At 52.6% G+C, this 667-nt stretch carries 1 rRNA gene; it reads right to left on the bottom strand.

The window, feature by feature from the left end:
- Positions 1 to 448: ribosomal RNA gene (locus KHA84_RS15160) — 23S ribosomal RNA — on the bottom strand; the annotation flags it as partial.
- Positions 449 to 667 lie beyond the last annotated feature (219 nt).

Here is a 667-nt window from a genome sequence, read left to right as displayed (position 1 = left end):
GATTCCGACGGAATTTCACGTGTTCCGCCGTACTCAGGATCCACTCCGGAGGGGATGGGCTTCGGTTACGGGGCTTTTACCCTCTCTGGCGGGCCTTTCCAGGCCGCTTCACCTCACGCATCCCTTTGTAACTCCAAAGGAGTGTCCTACAACCCCAGGAAGCAAGCTTCCTGGTTTGGGCTCTTCCCGTTTCGCTCGCCGCTACTTGGGGAATCGAATTTTCTTTCTCTTCCTCCGGGTACTTAGATGTTTCAGTTCCCCGGGTGTGCCCCGGCTGCGCTATGTATTCACGCAGCCGTACTGCCCCATTACGGGCAGTGGGTTTCCCCATTCGGAAATCTCCGGATCTCAGCTTACTTACAGCTCCCCGGAGCATATCGGTGTTCGTTCCGTCCTTCATCGGCTCCTAGTGCCAAGGCATCCACCGTGCGCCCTTCCTAACTTCACCTCTAAAGACCAGCGGTCTTAGCGGCTTTCCGCATGCAGGGGCGAATCCCTGCCGTACGGACATGAAAAGACTTGATCGACGAATCGATCAAATTCGGTTAATACTTGGTACAATGTCGTTTTATCCGGTTTTCAAAGAACAAGCATTGAAAGTTCATAAAAATGAACCTTCAAAACTGAACGCAAAACGCTGATGGTACAGGTCAAAACCTGCATTCCG

The organism is Bhargavaea massiliensis, from assembly GCF_018390575.1.
Classification (GTDB): domain Bacteria; phylum Bacillota; class Bacilli; order Bacillales_A; family Planococcaceae; genus Bhargavaea; species Bhargavaea massiliensis.
Note: the sequence above shows the minus strand (reverse complement) of the source record. Positions and strands in the feature narration are given on the sequence as shown.